An 18,221-nucleotide genomic window follows, 5' to 3' on the forward strand; every position below is an offset into this window, starting at 1 on the left:
GTGCATCGATGCGAGGCTTGTGGTGTTGAGTTTGACCGGTGACGCGCTGTTCTGCACAGCCGTCGTCACGGCGGCGGTGGCGGTCGGGGGAACCCTGGCAGGATGGAACCGGCTGCGCGGCCCCCGCGCGGTGCGGTGGCTGACTCGGCTGTCGATGATCGTGTGTTGTCAGGCCGCCGCGGTGATTTCGGTCGCGGTCTGGGTGAACGACGCCAACGGCCTGTACACCTCGTGGAACGACCTGCTGGGCCGGACCGAGATGCCGACGGTGACCGCCGCCGAGACCACCGAGGACGCGCCGGTGGTATTCAAGAATCTCGACGACCGGGTTGTCGAAACCGACTACGAGGGCCCCGAATCCGGGCTCACCGGTGAGGTATTGGTCTGGACGCCACCGCAATACGACCAGACCGCCTACCGCGACCGCCGCTTTCCGGTGATCATGCTGTTGCACGGTGTGCCGGGCAGCCCGCAGGCCTGGGTCCGTGGCGGGCGCGCTCCCGAACTGCTCGGCGCGCTGATGCGCGACGGGACGCTGCCGCCCTCGATATTGGTCATGCCGCGCATCAATCCGGGCAGCAACACCGACTGCATCAACGTGCCCGGCGGCGCCCAGACCGCGACCTGGCTCGCGCACGACGTCCCGCGAATGATGCACCGCCACTTCCGGGTTCGCGCCGACGCGAGAGGGTGGGCCCTGGCCGGCGACTCCACGGGTGGTTACTGCGCGGCCAAGCTGCCGTTGCAGTATCCGAAGGTGTTCGCGACCGGGCTCGCACTGAGCCCCGACGACTTCCACGGTGATCCCGCCGTCATCGACGACCCGGCGCTGCGTGCCGCCAACGATCCGACGCAGCTGGCCGCCCGCGGCGCACCCGTCTCCCTGATGGTGGCCACCAGCACGAACGACCCGTCCAGCAGTCCGGCCAACGCTCGGGATCTGTTCCAGGCGGCTCGGACGCCAACCCGCGTCGCCGCCCCGCTGATCCTTCGGGACGGCGGCCACAACTGGGGAACGTGGCAGGCCATGTACCCCACGGTCTTCGGCTGGCTCGGCACCCATCTGCGGCCGGCTACCGACGAGCCGCTGATGAAACAGGCCACGACCGTCGCCCACGAGAACGCGACCTATCTGTGTCCGCAGGCCCTGCGATGCCCGGGCACCAGATGACCGGATGTCCGGGCATCGGTGCCGGTTCGCCGCGTTCGGTCGTCGCGCACAGGTGGTCGGCGCGCGGCTACCGCCCGGAGGTTCGCGCTCACCGCTACCGTTGCCCCGCATCGGGATTCGCGAACTTCCCAGGCCGAGCCGGGGCAAGTTCGCGGAGCGTGCAGGCCAGGATCAGTACGCCGAGCACCAGCGCGCCGACATAGGCGGTCACGCCCGGCCAGCCGAAGGAGCCGTACGCGAGGCCGCCCAGCGACCCGCCGACACTCGAGCCGAGGTAGTAGCAGAACAGGTACACCGCCGGGCCCTGAACGTTGAGGGTCGCGGCGCGCGGGCCGACCCAGCCGCTGGCCACCGAGTGGGCGGCGAAGAAACCGGCCGTGGTGACGACCAGTCCGACCACGACGAACACGATGTTCGAGGGCAGCATCAGTGCGATACCGGCGAGGGTGAGCAACGCGGTGACCGGCAGCATGCGCGGTCTGCCCAGGACGTCTACCAGGCGGCCGGCGACGGTGGAGGACACCGAACCGGCCAGATACACCACGAAGATCAGTCCGACGATGACCGGGGCCAGCGCGAACGGCGGGCGCAGCAACCGGAATCCGAGGTAGTTGTACACCGTCACGAAGCAACCCATCAGCAGGAAGCCGCACGCGAACAGGCGGACCAGACCGGAGTCGGTGAAGGAGCGGCCCACCGCACCGGCCAGATGCCGCACGCGCGGCGGACTCGGGACGAAATTCGCCGAGGGCACGATATTGATCCGGAACACCACCGCGCACAGCAGCGCCAGAACGCCGACCACCGCCAGTGCCCAGCGCCAATTCGACACGTCCAGAACGAAACTCGCGATCAGCCGGCCCGCCATCCCGCCGATGCCGTTGCCCGCGATGTACAGACCCATCGCGAAACCCAGTGAGCGACGGTCGATCTCCTCGGCCAGGTAGGACATCGCGGTGGCCTGTAGCCCGGCCAGGGCCAGGCCCTGCAACGCGCGCAGGATCAGCAGCACCGCGAACGTCGGGCTGAACGCCTGGGCGATCCCCAGCACCGCGGCGGCGAACAGGGAGGCGGTCATCATCGAGGTGCGCCCGACCACTCCGGACAGCGCCGTCAGCGGGATCACGCCGACCGCGAGCCCGGCGGTCCCCAACGAGACGGCCAGGCTCGACTCGGCCGGCGTCAGCCCGAAGCGGGCACTGAGCGCGGGCAGCAGCGCCTGCACGCAGTAGAGCGTGGTGAAAGTCGCCAGCCCGGACGCGAACAGCGCGAGGGTGATGCGGCGGAAGCCGGGGGTGCCGTGCGGGTGGCGAAGAACAGTCGGCTGGGTAGGCGTACTTGTCACGTGTACTGACCGTAAGCAGTGACATATTATTCGTCCAATACGCAGAAATCCCCCCAACCATCCACTGGTGGATCATTTCTATGGACGACGCACTGACCACGAACCTGATAACCCTGGCGCCGCGCCTGGCGCTGCTCGAGGCCCTGGTCGATGAGAGCAACCTCACTCGCGCGGCCGCGCTCATCGGCGTCCCGCAACCGACCGCGAGCCGCTGGCTCACCGAACTGGCCGACAATCTGGGGACTCCGGTGGTCAGCCGCATCGGCCGGGGCGTCCGGCTGACCCACGCGGGCCGGCAACTGGCCGAATCCGCCCGCCGGGCGGCGGGTGAGCTGCGCCTGGGCCTGCGGGCGGCGCTCGCGGAGGCCGATCCCGAGCGAGGCCACGTCTCGCTGGCCTTCCTGCACACCATGGGCGGTGTGCGCGTCCCGGAACTGCTGGCCGGCTTCCGCGCCGCCCATCCCGGCGTCCGGTTCACCCTCGTCCAGGGCGCGAGCGAGGATCTGTTGCAGCGGTTGAGCATGGGCGAGGCGGATCTGGTCCTCACCGCGCCGCTGCCGGTCGACGATCCCGGCTTCGAGACCTCGGCGATCGCGAAACAGCCACTGGTGGCCGTGGTTCCGGCCGGACACGCACTGGCCGCGCGCGGCCGGGTCGGGCTCACCGAACTCGCCGAATCGGAATTCGTCTCGCTCAAGCCGGGTTTCGGCCTGCGCCGGATCATCGACGATCTGTTCGCGCAGGCGAACTGTACGCCTCGGGTCTCGTTCGAGGGCGAGGAGGCCGATACGTTGCGCGGTATGGTGGCCGCCCATCTCGGCGTCGCGATCCTGCCGGAGTCCGAACCGCTGCCCAATCCGGGCACGGTCGAGATCCCTTTGCGGCCACCGGCTTTCCGGGAGATCGGTCTGGTCTGGTCCGCGGATCGTCCGCTGTCACCGGCGGTGCGGATGTTCCGCGACTACGCCGAGGGCTCGGCCGACCGTGGCTGAGGGACGGGCGGGGCATTTTACGGAACCGCGGGACCGTGGCCGTTGTGAGTGACACCAAAATTGCCGACGCACGGCAGGGAATGGACTCGATTGTCGCGCGGTGGGTATGGGGATCGGGGACCTGAGGTTAGGTTCGAGCAAATCTCAGGTTGATCGCTCCCCGCTGCCTGGACAGCGCGCCGGGGAGGGAACGAGGAGACAATGGTGTCGCGGTGGGCAATTCGCTCGACCTCCGGTCGCGGGGTGGCAGGTCGGGCCGGTGTGCTGGCCTGTGTGATGCTACTGGTCGCGGGCGGGGCCTGGGGTTTGCGGGCCGCATCCGCGTCGCCGGTTTCCACGGGACCGGCCGCGTGGACGGCCACGGCAAGCGGGCCGCAGCGCTACGCCGACGTGCACATCGACTGGGATGTGCCGATCCGGATGAGCGACGGAGTGGTGTTGAAGGCCAATATCTATCGCCCCATGGACGCGGCGGGCCGTATCGTGTCCGATCCGTTGCCGACCGTGGTCAATATGACGCCGTACACGAAACTCGTGACCAATCTGGTCGATTCGGCGATGGCGGTGCCCAAGTTGCAGCCGCTGGCGGTCGAACTGGCCCGATCGATCGATCTGACCGGCACGCCGATCAGCGGCTTCGGCGATCTTGTGCACGCCGTCAACGGCGGCGCGATCACGGTGTTCGGCGTCGACCGCAACCTGATCCGCAGCGGTTACACGGTGGTGGTGGCCGATGTGCGCGGAACCGGCTTCTCCCAAGGAGACTGGAACACCCTGTGCGCGCGTGAGCAATCGGACACCCGCGAGGTGATCGACTGGGCGGCCCGTCAGCCGTGGTCGACCGGCAAGATCGGCATGAGTGGCATGTCGTATTCGGGCATCAACCAGTTGCAGGCGGCCGAGAACGCGCCCGCGCCGCTGCGGGCGATCTTCCCGGTCGAGCCGGGCAGCGATCTGGTGCGCGACGTGGTCGCCCCGGGCGGCGGCTTGGGCACCACGTTCATGCCGTTGTGGCTGTCGCTGGTGGACGTGGTCAAACTCGTGCCGGACCTGCGGTCCATGGTGACCGGAACCTTCGACTGGAAGTGGCTGGCCGACCGGACGGCCGATCCGCTGACCATGTTCGACGCCCTGCTCGCCGCCCTGACCGTGCCGTCGATCGATGCCGTCCCGCCGACGCTGGGGACCCTGCTGCGCTCCGATTCGCCGTTCCGCCAAGGGGTTCTGGGGCATCCGGACCGAATCACCGTGCCGACGTTCGTCTACGACGGATGGCACGACATCTTCGCCAGCAGCGCCGCGAACATCTACAACTCCATCCCGCTGGCCGCGGGCGACAAGCAGTTCCTGATGGGCGACACCTACCACATGAATCCCGGCTCGGGCACCGGAATGCCCGGCGGCCCACCGTCATTGGACGTCCTGCAGCGCGCGTGGTTCGATCACTGGCTCAAAGGCGTCGACAACGGCATCACCTCGTTCGGTCCGGTCACGATGCGACGGCAGGGCGGTGGCTGGGTGAGCAGCCCGCAGTTCCCGGAACCGGGTATGGCGTACCGGCGGGTCTACCTGTCGGCGGCGGGCAGCGGCACCGCTCCGCGCAGCGTGCACGACGGCTCGCTGGTTCCGGCCGCACCGGGCTCCGCCCGCCTGACCGTGGCGCCCGGCATGACCAACGTGTGCTCGCGTGATGCCGCGCAGGGCTCGATGGGCATCAGCGCCGTACTCGACCTGTGCGCCAAGGACAATCGCGTCGCGGAGACGAACGGCCTGACCTTCACCAGCCCACCGGTAACCTCGGAGACGGTGATCTCCGGACCGATCAATATCCATCTGAACACCGTGCAGGACACCACCGACGGCTACTGGGACGTCACCGTCGACGACGTCGCCCCGGACGGCACCTCCACGGTGCTGACCACCGGCCAGCTCACCGCGTCCCTGCGCGCGACCGACGAGGCCAAGAGCCTGCGCTCGCCCGACGGCGACTACACCCAGCCGTACAACCTGCTCACCCTCGACAGCCTGCGCCCCACCGTGCCCGGACAGCCCACCCCGCTGGACATCGCGGTCATCCCCACCGACGCGGTGCTGCAGCCGGGCCATCGCCTCCGCATCGATGTCTTCGCCGGCAACTTCCCCAAATCCCTCGCCCTGCGTCCCCTGTTGAACGCCACCCAACTCGCCCCCCAACACCTCGACCTGGACCCCGCCACCCCCAGCTTCGTCAACCTCCCCACGAACACGCCGATCCCGTGACCACGGTCCCAAGTCGAGGCCGGGCCGCCCCCGGTGCCGCAGCCCGCGCCGTGACCGCGCCGGCGCTGAATGGCGTTGGCATACTGGCGATATGCCGGACTACGACGAATTCGGGATGTTCCAGGAGAACGCGGCCGAGGCGGGCCTGCCGTGGCCGGGGCCGCCCGTGGTGCGCCGCCGGACCACGCGGCTCGCGTCGGGGCGGCAGTTGAGCGCTCTGCAGTGGGGACAGGGTGAGCCCGGACTGGTGCTGCTGCACGGCGGTGCGCAGAACGCGCACACCTGGGACACCGTGGCGCTGGCCCTGAACCGTCCGCTGCTGGCGGTGGATCTGCCCGGGCACGGACATTCGGATTGGTGGCCCGACCACGATTACACCCCGGAGCGGCTGGCCGACGCGGTCGCCGAGGCTCGTGCGGCACTGGCTCCGGCGGCGACGAGCGTCGTCGGCATGTCACTCGGCGGCCTCGCGGCGCTGCGCCTCACCGCCCGCCATCCGGAGACGGTGTCCCGGCTGATGCTCGTGGACGTCACTCCCGGTGCCGGGAACGCACCGGGCAAGACCGCTGCGATCACCGCTTTCGTCAACGGCCCCAAGGATTTCGAGAGTTTCGAGGAGATCCTGGAGCGGACCGTCGCGCACAATCCGTGCCGCTCGGCGGCATCGCTGCGACGCGGTGTGCTGCACAACGCGCGGCCGCGTCCGGACGGCCGCTGGGAGTGGCGTTACGACCGGCTGCGCCCGACCGCCGGCGCCCGGTTCGACTTCAGCGGTCTGTGGGACGACGTGTCCGCGCTGCGGGTGCCGTTACTGCTGGTCCGAGGTTCGCGCTCACCGGTTGTCGACGCCGCCGACGTCGCGGAGCTGCGTCGCCGCAGACCCGACGCGCAGGTGGTCACCGTCGAGGGCGCGGGCCATTCGGTACAGGGGGACCGTCCGGTCGAACTGGCCGGAATCATCGGTGAATTCGCCTGAGCCGCAACGGCTGTCCTGCGCCGCGCGGCTGATCGCCCCGTACGGCTCGGCCCGGGCGAAACGCGCGACTGCGAGCACAGCCGACTCACCACAACCGTCGGCGGGTCGTCCTTGTTCGTCGGCAGCGTTTAGACCGAGCGGGTGGAGAGTTCAGTGCGTGAGGATCTTGGAGAGGAAGTCGCGGGCGCGCTCGGTGCGCGGCCCGGCGAAGAAGTCCTGCGGCGCAGCCGATTCCACGATCCGCCCGGCGTCGAGGAAGACCACCCGGTCCGCGACCCGGCTGGCGAAGCCCATCTCGTGGGTGACCACGAGCATCGTCATACCCTCCGCGGCCAGTTCGCTCATCACGTCCAGGACTTCGTTGGTCATCTCGGGGTCCAGCGCCGATGTCGGCTCGTCGAACAGCAGTACTCGCGGTTCCATGGCCAGTGCGCGGGCAATGGCGACACGCTGCTGCTGACCTCCCGACAGTTGTGCGGGATAGGACTGCGCCTTGTCGGCCAGTCCGACCCGGGCGAGCAACTCGTGCGCACGTTCCTGAGCCCGGCGAACCGGTACGCCCCTCACACGCACCGGGGCCAGGGTGATGTTGTCCAGCACCGTCTTGTGCCCGAAGAGGTTGAAGGACTGGAACACCATGCCCACCTGCGCCCGCATCCGCGCCAGCTCGCGTCCCTCCAGGGGCATCGGGACGCCGTCCAGGAGTATCTCGCCGGAGTCGATCGTCTCCAGCCGGTTGACGCAGCGGATCAGCGTCGATTTGCCGGAGCCGGAAGCGCCGAGCAGCACGACCACTTCACCGGCGCGCACCTCGAGATCGATGTCGTGGAGCACCTGGTGCATTCCGAACGATTTGTCGACTCCGGCGAGGCGGAGCAGTGGCTGTGATGCGGAATCGGCAGGCATGGGAAAAGCATGCCGACCGGGGAACCATAGGTCCAATGAAGGTTTCGTCGCCTTTGTGTGGAAATTGTTTATCGGTGCGCTTAGCCTTCACCGGCGCGGCGGATGCGCTCGGCTACACCCAGCCCGCGGTCAGCTACCAGATGCGCACCCTGGAACGTGCTGTGGGAGCGCCGCTTACGAGTCGATACGGGCGTCGGGTGCGGCTCACGCCCGTGGGCGCGGCGCTGGCCCGCCACGCCGAGACGGTGCTCGCCACCCTGCGCACCGCACAGAACGAGCTGGCCTCGCTGGTGTCGGCGGGCGGGGGACAGGTGCGCATGTCCGCCTTCCAAAGCGGTTGTGTCGGACTGGTTCCCGCTGCGCTGGGCAGGTTGCGTCGTACTCATCCCGAACTCGAGGTCGTGCTCACCCAGACCGAGTGCGCGATCTCGCATCGGCTGGTGCTCAGCGGTGAGGTCGATCTGGCCGCGGTCTGTGATCTGGACGATGCGCAGAACCCGCCCGACCCACGGCTGCAACGCATTCCGCTGTTGAGAGTTCGACATACCGTTCCGGATGGGGTTCGGGGCCCCAATCACCCCGGAGGCGAATCGAAGCCATGACGAGGAGGATTCCGTCGCGAAGGGAGACCGGTTCACGGCATCGGAGCGGCCGGTCATCGGCCAACCACCGGTACAGCGGCGAAATGACGACGAAAACCCAAGCGGCATCGGTCCTTTGAGCGTGGAGCGGGAACCATCCGAGTCGGTGCGGCGGCCCACGCGAGGGCGCTCGTTCCCGCTCCTGCGCGATGAACCATCCGCGAACCCGGACCCACGCTTGTTCACCGCCGTCGGCAAGCTGACCGACATGACAAAGGCGCCCGCCGGGCCGGAAGGTCACGAAACCCCGGCGCCGGCGCCGCCCGCCCCCGAGCCGAGGCTCCTACGGAACGAACGTTTCGGAGTCCGCGCCGGTGAAACATCAACTCTCCGTGACACATCCGCACGCACCGGCAGCAGAACGCCGGGTAGCGAGGGTGGAGCGCAGGGTACTGACAACACTCGGCTGGGAGCCGAGGGGAGGCGATTGCGTAGCGACGGCAGGGCACCGGCTACCGACGGCAGGCCGCTGGTCACGCACCGGACGTTGCGTGCCGGCGGAGGGTCGTCGATGGCCGGCCGCCGACCGCGCACCGACGGCACCCTGCGCACCGACGGCTCGCCCGAACCCACCGCGCGTTCGCGCACACCCTTGCAGCGGCTGCGGCGACTGGTTTCCCGGCTGGACCGCCGCGCCGCTTCCGGCGCACACGCCTACCGCATGTTCGATCACAACGGCACCATCTTCGTCCACGACCCCACCGACCACACCCATACGCTCCCCGGCCGGCGCACCGCCGCCAGCGTCCACGCCATCCTGTACACCTCCGACGGCACGATCAGCCGGCCCCTGCGCCTGCGCGACGAAGCCGTTCCGGAATTCCCGCGTGACACTCGCATCGGCGCGCGATCCAATCCACGCACGGTGATCTGAACAATGGCAACGCCGCCTGCGTCCACGCCACACTGTGCGGGTGACCGCCACGACCCCGCACCCCGTCAGCAGCCGTTATCGCGATCCCGAATTCACGGCCCTGTCCAGGACCAACGCGACCATCGAGCTGCAACTGGCCCACCGTTCGGTGCGCGCCTTCCTGGACGCGCCCGTGGGCGAGGAGGAGTTGACGGCGATCGTGGCCGCGGCTCAGTCCGCGTCGACATCGTCGAATCTGCAGGCGTGGAGCGTGATCGCGGTGCGCGACCCGGCACGGCGGGACCGGCTCGCGACGCTGGCGGGTGATCAGGACTTCATCCGTCGTGCCCCGCTGTTCCTGGTGTGGCTGGCCGATCTGGGCCGCGCCGCGCGGCTCGCGGCGGCCCGGCAGGCTGCACTTGATGCGACGCATTACCTCGAATCGACCATCCTCGGTTTCGTCGACGCCTCGCTCGCCGCGCAGAACGCGGTGCTCGCCGCCGAATCCCTCGGCCTGGGAACGGTATTCGTGGGCGCCATCCGCAACTCGCCGGATGCGGTGGCCGCCGAGCTGCATCTGCCCGATCGGGTGTTCGCCACTTTCGGCCTGGCGGTGGGCGTTCCCGATCCGGCCGAATCCGCCGGTGTCAAACCCCGTCTGCCACAACGGGTCGTGCTGCATCGTGAGATCTACGACGACGGTGGCGACAGCCTGATCGGCGACTACGACGCGCGTCTCGCGCAGTACAACGCCGAACACTCCCGTTCCGCCGGATGGATCACGCCGGTGCTGAGACGGCTCGCCGATCGCGACAGCCTGAAAGGCCGCGACCGGCTGCGCGAGCATCTGCGCCGACAGGGGCTGCCGTCGCAGTAGCGGGCCGCTTGCCCGTGTCGTACCGCGGTACCACTGCTCGCGGAGAATTCCTGCCGCGGTACCACCGATCGCCGCCCCCGCGCTCCTAGCTTGGGATACGGAGGCGAGCCGGATCGGCCGGACCGCGCGGACACAGGGGCGAGTGATGATCGAGGCACATCGGCTCACGAAGAGATACGGCGAGAAAACGGCGGTGGACGGGCTGGACTTCACCGTCCGCCCCGGGGTGGTGACCGGATTCCTCGGGCCGAACGGCGCGGGCAAATCCACCACGATGCGGATGATCGTCGGACTCGACGCGCCGAGCACGGGAACGGTCACGGTGAACGGACGCCGCTACGCGGAACATCCGGCGCCGCTGCAGGAGGTCGGCGCTCTGCTGGAGGCTCGGTCGATCCATCCGGGCCGGTCGGCGTTCAATCATCTACTGGCACAAGCGCAGACGCACGGAATACCGCGTCGGCGCGTAACCGAGGTGATCGAGCTGACCGGCCTGGAGGCGGTGGCCGGAAAACGCGCCGGTGGTTTCTCGCTCGGGATGGGGCAGCGGCTGGGCATCGCCGCGGCGCTGCTGGGCGATCCGGAGACCATCATGCTCGACGAGCCGGTCAACGGACTGGATCCCGAAGGCGTGCTGTGGATCCGCAACCTGCTCACCGCACTCGCCGCCGAGGGGCGCACGGTCTTCGTCTCCTCCCATCTGATGAGCGAAATGGCCTTGGTCGCGGAACATCTCATCATCGTCGGGCGCGGCAGACTGCTCGCCGACACCACCGTGGCCGATCTGGTCCGCCAGGCCGGCGGCGATACCGTCACCGTCGCGAGCGCTGATCCGGTGCGGTTGCGGGAGGTGCTGGCCGCACCGGGTGTGCGCATCACCGGACGATCCGGCTCGGAAACCCTGCAGGTGAGCGGATTGTCCACGCGCGCAATCGGATCCACGGCCGCCGAACACGGTATCGCACTGTACGAGCTGACCGCGCGGACTGTCTCGCTGGAACAGGCGTTCATGGACCTGACCCGGGATTCGGTCGAATACCACGGCAACACCGCTATCGAGACCCTCCGGAGGGCAGCATGACCACGACCATCACCCGGGCCCCCGCACGCTCCACTCGCCCCGCCTATCGGGTGACCGCGGCGCGGGTCCTGCGTTCGGAGTGGACGAAACTCTGGTCGCTGCGCTCCACCTGGATCACTCTCGCGCTCGGCCTGTTGTTCCTGGTGGGCTTCGGTGTCATCGCCGCGGTCCAGTACAACTCCAAGGTGCACTCCGGGCAGACCCTCGACACCCAGTGGGCCGGCTCGACCGCGCTGAGCCTGTCCCTGTTCGGGATCAATTTCGCGGAACTGGCGCTGGGAGTGCTGGGTGTGCTGATCGTGGCGGGTGAGTACTCGACCGGAATGATCCGCTCCACGCTCGCCGCGGTGCCGCGCCGGCTGCCCGTGCTCTGGTCGAAGGCCGCCGTTTTCGGGGCCGTGGCACTGGTCGCCGGGACGGCCGGCGCATTCGCCACCTATCTGATCGACCACGCCATCGTCTCCGGAACCCCTGCGGCGCAATCGATCACGGAGGCGGGCGTGCTGCGTAGCCTCTTCGGCGCCGGGCTGTATCTCGCACTCGTCGGTGTCGTCGGCGCGGCCCTCGGCGTGCTGATGCGGTCGGTGGCCGGAAGCGTCGCGGTGCTGATCGGCGTGCTGCTGCTGATCCCGAGCCTGGTCTCGCTGCTGCCGCACAGCTGGCAGAACGACGTCGGCCCATATCTGCCCAGCAACGCCGGGCAGGCGATGTTCGCGCTGCATCACGACGCGAGTTCGTTGTCGCCGACGGCCGGGCTGCTGGTCTTCCTCGGCTGGACGGTGCTCGCGCTGGCCGGGGCGGCGTACCGCCTGGCGCGCACCGACGCGTGAGAGCGGACCGCGGCCTCGGGTGTGGTCCCGGTGCCGCGATCCGGTCGGTCGTCGGACACGATGGGCTGGTGACACCGATGGGCACCGACGCCATAACAGGGATCGCGATCCGGTCGTTGCCGGGCTTCGCCGCACCGGTGATCGAGCGTTTCGCCCGGCTCCGGCAGCGGCTGCTGCGGCTGGACCGGGCGCGTCCGTGGATTCTCGACGCCGCCGTGACCGCGGTGGTCTTCCTGGTCTTCGGCGGGCCGGACCTGTGGCGGCCCGCGCATTCCGGCGGCCCGCACGACCCGCAGGTCGTACTCACCCCGCTGTCCGCGCCGATCGGTCTGCTACTTCAGGCCGGATTGCTGCTGCCACTGCTGTGGCGAAGGCGCGCGCCCACGGTCGCGTTCGGGGTGATCGCGGCGGTATTCCTCGTGCAGTGGTTACTGGGCGCGGGTCTGCGCGCCGATGCCGCCCTGCTGATCGCGCTGTACAGCGTGGCGTTGCGCGCCCGGCCGGACCGGCTGCTGTGGTCGTGCGTCGCGGCCGCAGCGGTCATGGTGCCGGTCGCATTCCGGGTCGCGGGTGGTGCGCTGCGCTGGGAGGTGCTGTTCTTTCTGCTGTGTGCCGTGACCGCCGCCGTCGCACTGGGATTGGTGGTGCGCTCGCGCCGGGCGCAACTGGTCGCGCTGCGCGAGCGCGCCGCCCAGCTGGAAATCGAGCGCGACCAGCGCAGCCGGCTGGCCGCCGCGACCGAACGCACCCGGGTGGCGCGGGAGATGCACGACATCATCGGGCACAATCTGTCGGTCATCATCACCGTAGCCGACGGTGGCGCCTACGCCGCCGAGACCGATCCCGAGCGCGGCAGGGAAGCGCTGCTGCTCATCGGTGACGCCGGGCGGCAGGCGCTGGGCGAGTTGCGGCGCATGCTCGGCGTGCTGCGTGAGCGAAGCACCGAACCCGCCGAGACTCCCGAACTTGAACCGCAACCCGGGATCACCGAACTCGAGACGTTGTTCGCCCGGGTGCGGGCGGCCGGAACCGAGGTCGTCTATCACAGCGGCGGCGTACTGGACGGCCTCGATCGCGGCGTGCAGCTGATGGCGTACCGCATCGTGCAGGAGGCGCTGACCAATACGCTCAAACATGTCGGTCCGGGCAGCCGGGCCGATGTCACGATCAGCGCGGACGACGCGCACCTGCGGATCAGCGTGCGCGACACCGGACGCCGCGACGCCGCCGCCGGACCGGCAGTGCCCGGCGAGGGACACGGCCTGGCCGGAATGCGCGAGCGCGCCGCCCTGTACGGCGGCACCGTAACAGCGGGCCCCACCTCCGGCGGCGGGTGGAAGGTGGAAGCTATTCTCGACCTCACCGATAACGCCCCGATCCCGAAATCCGCAGGCGGACAACCGTGACCACCGTCCTGATCGTCGACGACCAGCCGTTGCAGCGCTACGGACTGCGCATGCTGCTGGACGCCGCGCCCGAGACCGAGGTGGTCGGCGAGGCCGCGCACGGAGCCGAGGCCGTGCGCGCCGCGGCCGAACTGCGGCCCGATGTCGTGCTGATGGACATCCGGATGCCCGGTATGGACGGCATCGAGGCCACCCGCCGTATCGTGGCCGCCGGAGGACGTTCGCGCATCCTCGTGATGACCACCTTCGACCTCGACGAATACGCCTATGCCGCACTGCGTGCCGGGGCCAGCGGATTCCTGCTGAAGGACGCGCATCCCGAGGAGCTCCTGGCCGGGATCCGCGCGGTCGCCGGAGGGGACGCGGTGATCGCCCCGACCCTCACCCGCCGCCTGCTGGACACCTACGCGCAGCATCTGCCCACGGGCCCGTCCGGACCGCCGGGCGGAAACGACCCGCGCTGGCTGTCCCTCACCGACCGCGAGCGCGAGATTCTGGTCGCCATCGGCCACGGCTGGACCAACGGCGAGATCGCCGAACGCTTCGTACTCTCCGAATCGACCGTCAAGACCCACGTCGGCCGAGTCCTGTCCAAACTCGGCGCCCGCGACCGCATCCAAGCGGTGATCATCGCCTACGACCTCGGCCTGACCCAACCCAATTCGCCGAACTGACCCGTCGCGGCGGCAACGCGGTCCGCGAGCTGCCGGCGCTGAACCGGGCGTCCGCGGGCGGGCGAGTACCGGTCGCGATCCTTTCGACGGCGGTGCGTCCGAGAGATGAAACCGACTGCGACACACCATGTGCCGACGCGAATTCCACGCTCGCATCCACTCGAGCCTGCCACCGGGTGCTCGGCTGGTCGCGGTGCTCCGGCGGTCACGGGTAGCCGGGCGGTGGGAGTTCTCGTGCGGCGCAACGAGTTTGTCGGCGGCGCCCGATCGTCGCGTGGGTTCGTGGCGGATCACTGTGGCGGGGAGTCTCGTCCGGGGATCCGACAGGAGCGCGAGTCCGGTCCGCCACCGGGCCACCGACCGTACGTGGGCGGCGGCAGGCGCGACTCGCCGATCGCGATGAGGAGAGAGTGGCGCGATGCGACGAAGCATCACCGGGCCGGTGTCCAGGCATCTGATCGTTGCGGCGAGTGTAGTCCCAGCCCGGAATCCTGGTCCGGGAGTTCCGGCTCACCAACGCCGCGGTACTGGGCGCACTGCTGGGCAACGCCTCCCAGCCGCTGGCCTTCCTGCAGACCAGTCCCGGCTTCTTCGACGGGGGCCCCGGTGCGCGGCAAGGACTTTCCGGTGCCCCAGGACATCGCGCACAACCCGGCACTGACACCGCTGACCGGCGCGGCACTCGGCCCGGACTCCCTGGGCATCCCGGATCGGCCGTACCTCCCGCTGTGCACCTGGCGCAACTACGACCGCATCGGTGCGCCCGGCGCGCCGGTCTACCGCGACCACGCCGGAAAGCCCTACGCCACACCGGAAACCGAGGTGACCGATATCGGCGAGCTGGCACGGAGCCTGGCCGAGCGGCCGTTGCCGTTCACCGAGGACTACTTCCCGACCGAATTGGCGACCGATATCTTCCAGGTCGAGGACCCGCAGATATCTCGGCTCCTGGTGCACCCGGAGGGCACAGCGGCCAACCCGGCGATCGATCTGCTCGGTGGTTCAGGGCTGGTGATCTCCAACGGCACACCACATTCAGGTCATCTGGTCGTCGCGCCACGCTATCACCACCTGGATGTCCTCACCGCCTCCGCCGCGCAGAACAACCATCGCCCCGAGCCGATCTCCACCGCCCTGGCCGACTTCGCCGTCGCGCCGAAGTAACTCCGGCGCTCCCGATTTGTCTACCAGAAGGGTTGCGGGACAGGGCTGTTCAAACATCAACCGGAGCTTGCCGCGCGCGGAGCCGAGCGCTGACCAGCGATGTGCCGACTGCGCCGCACGCTCTCCGGCGAGCAAGCGCCGGGACGTGTGACAGATCGCCCGCAACCCGACGGCTCGGCCACAGGTAACGCCCGGGGATCGCCGGCCAGCGGCGGTCCCCGAGCACCCGATCAGTGTCCGATGTAGACCGACTTGAGGTTGAAGTACGCCTCGATGCCCTTGCGGCCCCGCTCGCCGCCCCAGCCGGACTGCTTGTGCCCGGAGATCGGCATCGAGGGATCCGAGGCGAGGGCGGAATTCACCCAGACCTGGCCCGCGTGAAGCGCGTTGACGACGCGGTGGGCGCGGCCGAGGTTCTCGGTCCAGATCGAGCCCGCGAGCCCGTAGTGGGTATCGTTCGCCGCGGCGATCACCTCGTCCTCGTCGTCGAACGGGATCACCGAACCGACCGGCCCGAAGATCTCCTCGCGAATCAGGCGCATATCGGGCGTGGTGCCGGTGATGATGGTCGCCTGGTAGAAGTAGCCGCGGCGATCGAGCGGCTGCCCGCCGGTCACCACCTGCGCGCCCGCGGCGACGCCGTCGTCCACGATGCCCTTCACGCGCCGGCGCTGCTTCTCGCTGATCAGCGGTCCCAGAACGGAATTGGGGTCGTCGCTGCCGCCCATCGGCAGCATCTGCGCGAAGGCGGCCAGGCCCTCGACCACCCGGTCGTAGATGCCGCGTTGCACGTAGATGCGCGAGGTGCACGAGCAGTTCTGCCCGGAACCGGCGAGCAGGCCCATACCGGCGCCCATGATCGCCTTGTCCAGATTGGCGTCGTCGAACATGATCAGCGGTGACTTGCCGCCGAGTTCGAGCGTGAGGCGCTTGAGGTTACCGGCGGCCGCGTGCACGATCAGCCGCCCGACCTCGGTCGAACCGGTGAACGAGATCTTGTCGACGTCCGGATGCGCGGTGAGCGCGGCGCCCGTGGTCTCGCCGTATCCGGTGATGACGTTCAGCACCCCGTCCGGCAGCCCGGCCTCGCGGAAGATCTCCTCCAGCTTCAGCGCGGTCAGCGGCGTCTCCTCGGCGGGTTTGAGCACGGCGCTGCATCCGGCCGCGAGGGCCGGGGCGACCTTGAGCATCGCGACGAAGAACGGCCCGTTCCAGGGAATGATCAGGCCGACGACGCCGACCGGCTCGTACTGCGTGAACGTGTGGTAGGTCTCGAACTCGCCCAGCAGACCGTCGGATACGAGATTCGCCGACTCGCCGTGGATCTTGCCGACCCATCCGGCGTAGTACACCAGCATCTCGAGTGAGACCTTGATGATGTGGCTCGCGGCCGTGGCGTTCATGCCGTTGTCCCGGGCCTCGAGTTCGGCGAGTTCGTCGATGCGGTCGCGGATGATGTTCGCGGCCCGGAAAAGCACGTCGGCGCGGTGCGCGGCGGGCAGCTTGCGCCACACGCCCGAGTCGAACGTCTCGCGGGCCCGGGCCACCGCCTCGTCGACGGCCTTCTGATCGGAATCGGGAACTTCCGCGATCAACTCCTCGGTGGAGGGGTCGTAGACCGGGATGATCCCGGAACTCGGGCTTTCGACCGCAGGATCGACCTCGATGGCGTTACTCACTGTCCCTTGTCCTTTCGCCGAGCCGCTTCGACACGTGCGAGCGCCTCTCCGTGGATGCGAATGCGACGAGAATATCACTCTCGTCATTGGATAATCCAAATTGCGTCAGACGAGAGTATTAATCTACCGTGGCTCCGAGCGATGAGTTTCCGCCCGCCGGGGCGTCTATCTCGTTGAGGCCGTGCCGGTCTCGGAGATCAGTCGAGGAGGGCCCGATGGTGATGGATTCCGAACCCACGAAACCGCGGCGGTTGGCGGAGCATCCGACCGTCAAGCGGATGGCCGAACAGGAGCGGGTGCGACCCGCTGCGGTGCTGAGTGCCGAACGGCTGCGTGAGATCTGCCGGGAGGCCGGCGCGGACGATGCCGGATTCGTCGCCGTGGACGATCCGCGCGTGGCCCCGGAACTGGAGCATGCGCGCGGAATTCTGCCCGCCGCAAGGACTTTCGTGTCCTTCTGCGTGCGGATGAACCGCGACAACCTGCGCGCCCCGATGCGCAGCCTGGCCAACGCCGAGTTCAATCACGCCGACGACGAGACCAACGAGGTGTCCCGCCGGATCACCCGGGCGCTACAGGATGCCGGATACCGCGCGGTGTATCCCGCGCCGGGGTATCCGATGGAGGTCGACCAGTTCCCGGGGCGGATCTGGGTCATCGCGCACAAGGTGGTGGCCGAGGCCGCCGGATTGGGCGTCATGGGCATCCACCGCAACGTGATTCACCCGAAGTTCGGCAACTTCATCCTGCTCGGCACCGTGGTCACCGATGCGGAGGTGGACGAGCCGAGCGCGGCGCTCGAGTTCAATCCGTGTCTCGAGTGCAAGCTGTGCGTATCGGCCTGTCCGGTCGGCGCGATCGCCGAGGAGGGCGGCTTCGACTTCCAGGCCTGCTATACCCACAACTACCGCGAATTCATGGGCGGCTTCACCGACTGGGCCGAGACCATCGCCGACAGCGCGGACCGCGACGAGTATCGCGAGCGGGTGACCACGGGCGAATCGTTCTCGATGTGGCAGAGCCTGTCGTTCAAACCCAACTACAAGGCCGGGTACTGCATGGCGGTGTGCCCGGCGGGGGAGGACGTCATCGGGGCCTTCCTGGACAATCGCCGGGAACATCTGGACGAGGTCGTGCGCCCCCTGCAGAACAAGGCCGAACCGGTCTACGTACTGTCCGGATCGGCGGCCGAAGAGCATGTCACGCGGCGGTTTCCGCACAAGACCGCGAAGCCGGTCACCAATGGCTTCCCGGACGAGGTCAACGACCTGCTCGACCAGATCGGCCCCCGCCCGCGCCCGCGCGATCCGTCGGCGTGAGCGGTGCTCCGGGGCGGCTGCGCGCTGAACCGTTGCGTCGTGGTCGAT

The 18,221-nt window shown here is 68.9% G+C and carries 16 protein-coding genes; 13 read left to right on the top strand and 3 right to left on the bottom strand.

Features of this window, described 5'->3' with window-relative positions:
- The first annotated feature begins 25 nt into the window (after positions 1 to 25).
- Positions 26 to 1,171, top strand: coding sequence for an alpha/beta hydrolase (locus AC5WS7_RS05555; RefSeq protein ID WP_495953224.1), 1,146 nt, complete (start codon positions 26 to 28; stop codon positions 1,169 to 1,171).
- 94 nt (positions 1,172 to 1,265) lie between these two features.
- Here the strand turns inward: AC5WS7_RS05555 and AC5WS7_RS05560 are convergent, their stop codons facing one another.
- The gene (locus AC5WS7_RS05560; protein ID WP_495953225.1) at positions 1,266 to 2,516 is read right to left on the bottom strand and encodes an MFS transporter; all 1,251 of its coding nucleotides are present in this window, start codon (positions 2,514 to 2,516) and stop codon (positions 1,266 to 1,268) included.
- Between the two features lie 80 nt (positions 2,517 to 2,596).
- Between AC5WS7_RS05560 and AC5WS7_RS05565 the strand changes: the two genes are divergently transcribed.
- From AC5WS7_RS05565 to AC5WS7_RS05575, 3 genes are all read left to right on the top strand, one after another.
- A complete protein-coding gene (locus AC5WS7_RS05565) occupies positions 2,597 to 3,508 on the top strand; it encodes a LysR family transcriptional regulator (RefSeq protein WP_495953226.1) in 912 nt (303 codons plus the stop codon).
- Between the two features lie 276 nt (positions 3,509 to 3,784).
- Positions 3,785 to 5,767: a CocE/NonD family hydrolase gene (locus AC5WS7_RS05570; protein WP_495953749.1), complete on the top strand. Its 1,983-nt coding sequence runs from the start codon at positions 3,785 to 3,787 to the stop codon at positions 5,765 to 5,767.
- 91 nt (positions 5,768 to 5,858) lie between these two features.
- Positions 5,859 to 6,743, top strand: a complete 885-nt coding sequence (locus AC5WS7_RS05575) for an alpha/beta fold hydrolase (RefSeq protein WP_495953227.1) — start codon at positions 5,859 to 5,861, stop codon at positions 6,741 to 6,743.
- Positions 6,744 to 6,893: 150 nt separating this feature from the next.
- On the opposite strand, the gene AC5WS7_RS05580 is transcribed toward AC5WS7_RS05575, so the two are convergent.
- Positions 6,894 to 7,649, bottom strand: a complete 756-nt coding sequence (locus AC5WS7_RS05580; protein ID WP_495953228.1) for an amino acid ABC transporter ATP-binding protein — start codon at positions 7,647 to 7,649, stop codon at positions 6,894 to 6,896.
- 74 nt (positions 7,650 to 7,723) lie between these two features.
- Here AC5WS7_RS05580 and AC5WS7_RS05585 point away from each other — a divergent pair, with 74 nt between their 5' ends.
- From AC5WS7_RS05585 to AC5WS7_RS05620, 8 genes are all read left to right on the top strand, one after another.
- Positions 7,724 to 8,251 (top strand): LysR family transcriptional regulator, encoded by a 528-nt coding sequence (locus AC5WS7_RS05585; RefSeq protein ID WP_495953229.1) that lies wholly within the window; start codon positions 7,724 to 7,726, stop codon positions 8,249 to 8,251.
- A gap of 550 nt (positions 8,252 to 8,801) precedes the next feature.
- On the top strand, positions 8,802 to 9,164 hold the full coding sequence (locus tag AC5WS7_RS05590; RefSeq protein ID WP_495953230.1) for a hypothetical protein: 363 nt from the start codon (positions 8,802 to 8,804) through the stop codon (positions 9,162 to 9,164).
- A 40-nt stretch (positions 9,165 to 9,204) separates the two neighbouring features.
- Positions 9,205 to 10,020: an NADPH-dependent oxidoreductase gene (locus tag AC5WS7_RS05595; RefSeq protein ID WP_495953231.1), complete on the top strand. Its 816-nt coding sequence runs from the start codon at positions 9,205 to 9,207 to the stop codon at positions 10,018 to 10,020.
- Between the two features lie 145 nt (positions 10,021 to 10,165).
- Complete coding sequence (locus tag AC5WS7_RS05600) at positions 10,166 to 11,101, top strand: ABC transporter ATP-binding protein (protein WP_495953232.1); 936 nt, start codon at positions 10,166 to 10,168, stop codon at positions 11,099 to 11,101.
- Positions 11,098 to 11,931: an ABC-2 transporter permease family protein gene (locus AC5WS7_RS05605; protein WP_495953233.1), complete on the top strand. Its 834-nt coding sequence runs from the start codon at positions 11,098 to 11,100 to the stop codon at positions 11,929 to 11,931. The genes AC5WS7_RS05600 and AC5WS7_RS05605 overlap by 4 nt, the downstream gene beginning before the upstream one ends.
- A 77-nt stretch (positions 11,932 to 12,008) precedes the next feature.
- Positions 12,009 to 13,337, top strand: a complete 1,329-nt coding sequence (locus AC5WS7_RS05610; protein ID WP_495953750.1) for a sensor histidine kinase — start codon at positions 12,009 to 12,011, stop codon at positions 13,335 to 13,337.
- Positions 13,334 to 14,011: a response regulator gene (locus tag AC5WS7_RS05615; RefSeq protein ID WP_495953234.1), complete on the top strand. Its 678-nt coding sequence runs from the start codon at positions 13,334 to 13,336 to the stop codon at positions 14,009 to 14,011. The genes AC5WS7_RS05610 and AC5WS7_RS05615 overlap by 4 nt, the downstream gene beginning before the upstream one ends.
- Before the next feature lie 627 nt (positions 14,012 to 14,638).
- Positions 14,639 to 15,175: a hypothetical protein gene (locus tag AC5WS7_RS05620; RefSeq protein WP_495953235.1), complete on the top strand. Its 537-nt coding sequence runs from the start codon at positions 14,639 to 14,641 to the stop codon at positions 15,173 to 15,175.
- 230 nt (positions 15,176 to 15,405) lie between these two features.
- Here AC5WS7_RS05620 and AC5WS7_RS05625 read toward each other — a convergent pair whose 3' ends face one another.
- Entirely contained in the window at positions 15,406 to 16,854 is a 1,449-nt protein-coding gene (locus AC5WS7_RS05625; protein ID WP_495953236.1) for an aldehyde dehydrogenase family protein, read from the bottom strand.
- Between the two features lie 215 nt (positions 16,855 to 17,069).
- Here AC5WS7_RS05625 and AC5WS7_RS05630 point away from each other — a divergent pair, with 215 nt between their 5' ends.
- Positions 17,070 to 18,173, top strand: a complete 1,104-nt coding sequence (locus AC5WS7_RS05630) for an epoxyqueuosine reductase (protein WP_495953237.1) — start codon at positions 17,070 to 17,072, stop codon at positions 18,171 to 18,173.
- Positions 18,174 to 18,221: the final 48 nt, after the last annotated feature.

It is taken from the genome of Nocardia sp. PLKS1-43 (assembly GCF_059510335.1).